The sequence below is a fragment of the Massilia jejuensis genome, from assembly GCF_042656795.1.
Taxonomy (GTDB): domain Bacteria; phylum Pseudomonadota; class Gammaproteobacteria; order Burkholderiales; family Burkholderiaceae_D; genus Telluria; species Telluria jejuensis.
The window spans coordinates 1-7021 of sequence record NZ_JBHSMS010000088.1; the positions used below are offsets into that span (position 1 = coordinate 1).

5 protein-coding genes are annotated in these 7021 nt (G+C 58.8%); all 5 read left to right on the top strand.

Annotated elements, in window-relative coordinates; translation table 11 throughout:
* Positions 1-1530 (top strand): TonB-dependent receptor (locus tag ACFPOU_RS23585; protein WP_379727512.1); only part of this gene is annotated, 1530 nt, incomplete at its 5' end.
* 26 nt (positions 1531-1556) lie between these two features.
* The gene (locus tag ACFPOU_RS23590) at positions 1557-2894 is read left to right on the top strand and encodes a spinster family MFS transporter (protein WP_379727515.1); all 1338 of its coding nucleotides are present in this window, start codon (positions 1557-1559) and stop codon (positions 2892-2894) included.
* 73 nt (positions 2895-2967) lie between these two features.
* Positions 2968-3603 carry a TetR/AcrR family transcriptional regulator gene (locus ACFPOU_RS23595; RefSeq protein WP_379727518.1) on the top strand — a complete coding sequence of 212 codons (636 nt, stop codon included), beginning with the start codon at positions 2968-2970 and terminating at the stop codon, positions 3601-3603.
* A gap of 662 nt (positions 3604-4265) precedes the next feature.
* Positions 4266-5582 carry a hypothetical protein gene (locus tag ACFPOU_RS23600; RefSeq protein ID WP_379727521.1) on the top strand — a complete coding sequence of 439 codons (1317 nt, stop codon included), beginning with the start codon at positions 4266-4268 and terminating at the stop codon, positions 5580-5582.
* A 1-nt stretch (position 5583) separates the two neighbouring features.
* Positions 5584-6666, top strand: a complete 1083-nt coding sequence (locus ACFPOU_RS23605; RefSeq protein ID WP_379727524.1) for a hypothetical protein — start codon at positions 5584-5586, stop codon at positions 6664-6666.
* Positions 6667-7021 lie beyond the last annotated feature (355 nt).

Here is a 7021-nt window from a genome sequence, read left to right on the forward strand (position 1 = left end):
GACCTCCTGCTCGACCTGACCTGGGACCGCTTCCGCAGCGACGCCGCTTCCCAGGTCTGGATCGTCAATTACTTCGATCCCGCCATCGCCGCCGCCGCGTTGGCGCCGATCGCACAGTACCGGCAAGCCGGCGGCTATACCAGCCATGCCGGGTTCAACCCCGCCAACACCACCGATGTCGACAACTCCACCGCCACGCTGCGCTGGAATACCGGCCCCGCCACGTTCAAGTCGATCAGCGCCTACCGCCACCTCGACACGGTGAGCGGCTATGACCTGGACGCGACGCCCGCCTTCGTCAACCAGTTGCAGCGCTACGGCGTCAGCGGCCACCAGTTCACGCAGGAGCTGCAGGTGTACGGCAGCGCCTTCTCCGACGGCCTGGACTGGATTGCCGGCGCCTACTACTTCACCGAATCGCTGCGCGACAGCAGCCTGGTGACCACCCCGTCCGGCGCCACGACGCTCGGGCGCCTCAACGAATTCGACTCCGAGCAGACCTCGAGCAGCATCTTCGGCCAGCTGACCTATGCCATCCTGCCGAACCTGCGCGCGACGGCGGGTGCGCGCCTGGTGAAGGACAAGCGCGACGTCGACTATTACGCCCCACGCTATACCAGGGAAACCGGTGCGCAGCTGGCCGGCGCCGCTGGCTGCGCGCTGGCCGCGGCGGGGCTCGACCAGGGTGGCTGCCATTACGTGCCGCCGGCAATCCGTTCGGACTACACTCCCTGGACGCTTGGGCTCGATTACAAGTTCAGCGACGCCACCCTCGTCTATGGCAAGGTGTCGCGCGGCTTCCGCTCGGGCGGCTTCCAGCCCGCCGGCGGGACCAGCCGCTTTTCCTATACGCCTTTCGACAAGGAACAGGTCGTGTCGTACGAAGCGGGTTCGAAGATGGAGCTGTTCGGGCGCAGGCTGCGCCTGAACCTTGCCACCTATCTCGCCAAATACGGCGACATCCAGCAAATCGCACCGCATCTTCCACCCGGCAGCAGCACCACTGTCAGTTCCGTGATCAACGCCGGCGACGCCACGGTCAAGGGACTGGAACTCGATGCACAACTGCGCCTCGGCCAGCTGAACCTGACCGCCGGCATCGGCCTCACCGACCCCGAGTTCGACAACGGGCCGTTCCAGGGGCTGGACTTCGTCACCACCGCGAAACAGACCTATTCGCTGGGCGCCGACTATCCGCTGGCGACGCCGCTCGGGCGTCTCGACCTGCACCTCGACTATAACTGGCGTTCCGAGGTCATGTTCTTCCAGCCGGTGAATACGAACGCCCTGCCCTTCCGTCCTTTGAATGCGGGGCAGATCGCATCGAATACCCAGGCCGGTTATGGCTTGCTGAATGCGCTGTTCACCCTGAACCTGCCGGACACCAGGACCCGCGTCTCGCTGTGGGGCAAGAACCTGGGCGGGAAGTACTACTGGGCGCGTTCGAATTCGTTCTTCTTGCAGGGATATAACAACCAGACGCCTGGCGACCCGCGCACCTTCGGCATCAACGTCGACTACCGTTTCTGATCCCGACTTCACCGACGACCAAGACCATGGACAATCTCCCAGCCCAGCGGCTCGACGCGCCCTATCCGAGCCTCCGATATGCCGGTTACGTGATCGCCGTACTGTTCCTGATCACCCTGTTCTCGCAGCTGGACCGCCAGCTGCCGGCCTTGCTGGTGCGGCCGATCCGCGCCGAGTTCGCCATCTCGGATACGGCGTTCAGCCTGCTGCAGGGCTATGCGTTCTCGATCTGCTACACCCTGATGGGCCTGCCGCTCGGGCGCATGGTCGACCGCAGGACACGGCGCAACCTGATCTTCTGGGGCATGCTGTTCTGGACGGCGATGACGGCGGCCTCCGCCTTTGCCAGTTCGTACACGATGCTCTTCATTGCCCGCATGGGCGTGGGTGTGGGCGAGGCGGTGCTGGCGCCGGCGGCCTACTCGATGATCGCGGACTACGTCGCCCCCGAACGCCGCGGGCGCGCCCTGGCTTTTTATTACACCTCGCTGGCGGTAGGGTCGGGGGCGTCGATGCTGCTCGGCGGCTGGCTGCTCGGGGCCATCCCGAAGGAAGGGATGGACCTGCCATTATTCGGCCTGCTGCCGGCCTGGCGCATCTGCTTCCTTGCCGCCGCGGCGCCCGGAATCGGCCTGGCCCTGTTGCTGCTGACCGTACGCGAGCCTCTGCGCCGCGAACTGAGTGCAAAGGCCGCGGCCTGCTCGGTCGGCGAATTCATCGCCTTCCTCAAGCAGCATCGCAAGACCTTTGCGCGCCTGCTGACCTACCCGGCGCTGCTCGCCATGATCGGCTACGGGATGCTGTCGTGGGCGCCGGCGCTGTTCGAGCGGCGCTTCGACATGCCGATCAGCCGGGCGGGCATCATTCTCGGCCTGATCATTGCCGCGGCCGGCCTGAGCGGAACCCTGTTCAGTGGCTTCCTGAGCGATCGCTGGCTGCGCTTGAACGTCGACGCCGCGCGCTTTCGCGTATCGCTGGTCGGTACCGTGATCTGCGCGCCGATGGCAGCGCTGTGGCCGCTGGCCGATAACGCGACTGCGGCGTTCGTCATGCTCGGCGTTTCCGTATTTGGCTTGAGCATTGCGCAGGCAGCGGCGCCGGCGTGCATCCAGGAAGTGTGTCCGAACAATATGCGCGGCCAGGCGATTTCAGTGTACTTGCTGATCGCGGGACTGCTGGGCATCGGGCTGGGGCCGACGCTCGTCGCCCTGGTGTCGGACCACCTCTTCCCTGGCGGCGCCAGGCTGCATTACGCCCTCAGCGCGACCGTGCTGCCGACTGCGCTCGCGGCGATCTGGCTTTGCTGGTCGGGACTGAAGCCGTTTGCGGCGACGCGCAGGATGGTCAGGACCGCCACCGAATGAAGACTTGATCCGGGCTTGAGAAGGTATCGACTTGCCAATTACGGAACGCTTTACGCGCGAGCTCTTGAAACCAATGGCAAAGACAACTTGCAACAAGTCCCGCTGGGTCCGCCGCAAGGAAGCGCGGCCACAAGAGCTGCTTGCGTCAGCGCTCGCACTGTTTATCGAGCAAGGCTACGCGTCAACGCGCCTGGAGGATATCGCACGACGCGCCGGCGTCTCCAAACCCACCATGTACCTGTACTTCAAGAGCAAGGAAGAACTCTTCAAGGCAGTAGTGCGCGGCAGGGTCGTTCCCGTCATTGCCGAGATTGAGACCTTGCTTGCCGGGTTCGAGGGGGATAGTGCCGAGCTCATGCGGAGGGTGATCATGCTACGGTGGGTCCATGCCGGTGCCAAGAAAGACGCCGGCCTGATCAGAGTCATCACGGCGGAAGCCAATAATTTCCCGGAACTGGCCACGGTCTACCGGGCCGAAGTGATCGGCCGGGATATGCGACTGATTGCGAAGGTGCTCGATCGTGGAATCGCTCGACACGAGTTCCGGCAGGTCGACCTTGCCCTGGCCACCGAGGTGCTGACGTCGGCTATGCTCATGCTAACCATGTGGAACAGTGCGGTTCAGCCACTGGGTCATCTCGTCGACGACCCGGTGATGTTTCTTGAGGCACTAGTCGATTTGATGCTAGGTGGGCTGTTGCCACGTTAAAAAAACGACGGTACTTGTGATACGGGGGTGGCGATTAAATGCACTTCGCCGGAGGCCGCGGCCGTTAGAGTCAGTGCTCTACACGGAGCAAACAAACATAGTGCCTTTCGCCATTCATTAAATGGGGGCTGTACTTCGGCAGCATTCGCGAGAGCGCGCGTTGTGAGCCATGAAAATCGCTCATATCCGGTCTTATCGCTTCCTGTCACGTGGAGCATGGCTTCAGCTCCTGCTTACGACGATACCAGGACACCTTTCGGAGTCGAATCCGACGGTGTCCACCATTGCTCCTATAGAGAATTTAGCATTAACCGTTGTACCCCCGCGCTTACCCACACTGCCTTCGAACGCAACAGTACCTCCCGACATATCTTGGGCATGGCCCTCGGCGGCATGACGCCAGTTCAAAGACTAGCCCTCGCCGCATAGCCTCTACTTTTGCGACGTTTGGACTAGGTTTGAGATCCGAATTTTTCGCTCAACGGCACTGAAGGTTGAATTGTTACTATCGATTTCTTGTGCAATACTTGGGTTGGGCTGTTTAAATTTCCCACTTGGCAAGGATCTTATTTCACTGTGGAAAGTTGGAAATGGCGTTAGGCTGAGGAGAAAATTTCAGTGAAATCGGTGAAGATCCTAACCTATAACTTTTGGGAGATGTCGTGGACTTAGCTATTCAAAATAGGGCTCGACGTGGATTCTTGGCACTCAGCCTAACCCCAGTGGTTAACTTCGTCCCTTGGGCTACTGCAGTGCGTGCACTCGCTGTACCCGGAGCAGTTGTTACTGTGATGGCGCCGTCAACTGCACAGGCATTTCCTGTTGCGGCTGTGTTGGCAGTTGCCGCAACGGTATGCGGAAAAATTGCAGCCAGCAAGCGTGGTGATGGTGGAATCGGGGCCTCACTGAAGGCGACCTTGGAATACCAACGCGTGATGGTGCAACAATTGTCCTCCATTCAAAAAGGGCTTGCCGATGTGCTTGAAAGATTGAATGCTCTTCCGGGTGAGATTCGTCAAATATTCCATGACCAGCGGTTGATTGATCTTCAGACAAAAATCGGAGGCAGCATTCTTCGGTACAGCGATGAAGTGAATGCTGCTACTGACTTTCCCGGTGGATTCCAAGCCTGGACTTCCGACGTTTTCGTACGCCAGAAGCTAATGGACATATCGAATAGCCTGGACGAGGCTATTGCGGATATTAGTCAACGTCGCTGGACTGACGCCATGACATCGCTCTATCTTCCCGCCGCGTTGTTCACCTCGCTCGGGATTCGTGCGGCACTGGGGCTATCCACAGGCCGCCTGAAGTTTGAGGCGCAAAAGTATCTGGACTTAATGGCTAGGGTTGAAGATGTTACGGAACATGGATCGGCAGCTGCCGACTTGCACTCGCGCCGAGCGGTAATACAGAAGCTCACCGCAGACCTTGCCGCGGAGGGCTTCGTGGTCCCAGCAGGAGGCGTGCAAACAGTAATTGAGTTTGCGTTGGGACAGGTTGCGGTCCAGGATTACTCGCCGCCATACACCGACATCGAAGGAATTTGCCCTGAAAACGCACCAGCTAAGGGGGGCACAAGGTGCCGCACAATACGCCACGCGCACCCAGAACGAGTCGGCGCCAAGGAAGCCTACCGTTTTTCCATGAAAGTTTCCCCTTTGTGGGTGCGTGACCCAGAGGAAACAGCGACCCAATATGCAATTCGGCAGTTCCTTCCAGGGGATATTGAAGTCTTTGGCGTTCCGGTGGCAAGTCAACCTGTCTCACGCGTAGATGCAAGGTCTCCCGCCGCACGGCTGAACGCAGCAAATGCGTCAGCGATTAGGTCCAACGCTGAGCGTACGGCAACGATGGTGCGAGCATTACTGGTGCGCCACAATGAAGAGGCAGCTTACAGCGCTCTGAACATTGGGTCGCTGGCCGCCCTGAGCAATGCTCGTCGGGATGTTTTCGGCTTTTTTGGTATTGATCAATAACATGAGGAAGCACATCACGAAAGCTTTGGCGATTGCGGCTATTGCGTTTGTAAGCTCACTTGGTTCTATTGCGCGGGCGGATGACTATGTGCCCTTGATTGACAGCAATGGAATTCCTCCGCTGGTGACCCCTCAGCGCAGCATCCGTCTAGATATGGTCAGTAGCAACCTTTCATCTCTCTTCGACTGGCTGCAGCCCCATCTGGTGAAGATGGCCGTCGATCAGGAGTTCAACAGGGTGGCGAAGGCAGGGCTGACCGAGACGGCCCGGTTGGGCCAAGCGGGTGTGCTCTTAAAGGTTCGTATTTCAACGGCCACAATAGGAACACAAACCTTTTATTACCCGGTTGGGACGGGAGTGTTAGCTGTTGGTATTGGCCCAAGTCCGGATGCGGTTTGTTTCGCACAGCAGTGCTACAACACGATAAGTCCCCAACCTGCGCCAGGAACCCAGCTGTCCAATGAAGATTCCAGGTATGTTTGGCTAGAACCTGTTGGCGGCGGAAAAGTGGTGCAGGCGTCTCACTACAACATCGAACCTTTGGAGCGACGCGCACAACTCACGTTCCTCAACCAAAGCGCACGCAACGCATACCGAAACATGGTATCGGCACAATATTTTGCTGGATATGCTACTCAACTATCACGAATAGCGCGCGGGGAGGCGGACCGAAAGACGGTGCTTGTCCTTCTGCAATCCAAGGCTGCGGCTGAACAGAAGATTCTCACCGTTGAAACTGAACTCAACAAGCAACTGGACAAAGCAAAGCGTGGAGCCAAAGCAGCAGCCATTTTCGATGTCCTGTCTGGCGTTTTTTCGATGGCGTCAAGCGTCGCTATGGCATCTTCCATTACGGGGGAAGATCTAAAAACATCTGCGGGCAGTCCTCCTGCAACTCAGGCGGACCTGCTAAAGGCCGTCGAGCAATTGAGAGCTCAAAGCCTCTCCACCGCGGACGCGCTTCGAAGTCAGCAAAAAGAGCTACAAAAATCGATTGACGATATGTCCAATGCCGTCTTGAAGATTGGCGCGGAAAATGAGTTTATCCCAGGTAACAATGGATTCATTTACAAACTCCATTGACTGCCACCTTACTGATAAATTCCTGAAGGCGTCCAGAGGGATTAGTTGAGCGCCTTGCTTACGATTACAATCACGACCAGCCACACATGACCCTTGGCGGCAGGACGCCAGTTCAAAAACTGGCCCTTGCCGCATAGCCTCTACTTTTGGTGCGTACTTAAAAAGGGGGATTACCTCGCCACAGGCTGCTTGGCCGGTGCGGATTCAAGTTGACAGTTCGTTGCTGGCGCGCAGTTCGGAGACTGCGAAACACGGCTGTCCGACACCGGGTACTGACCAGCATACATACCGGCAGCGCGTTCCCTATGAGGTCCGCCCTGGCAAACAGGAAGTTGCTACGGCCTAGCCCGACAGC

Coding starts and splice junctions, on each gene's coding strand:
- ACFPOU_RS23590 (WP_379727515.1), top strand. CDS start 1,557: ATGGACAATCTCCCAGCCCAGCGGCTCGACGCGCCCTATCCGAGCCTC.
- ACFPOU_RS23605 (WP_379727524.1), top strand. CDS start 5,584: ATGAGGAAGCACATCACGAAAGCTTTGGCGATTGCGGCTATTGCGTTT.
- ACFPOU_RS23595 (WP_379727518.1), top strand. CDS start 2,968: ATGGCAAAGACAACTTGCAACAAGTCCCGCTGGGTCCGCCGCAAGGAA.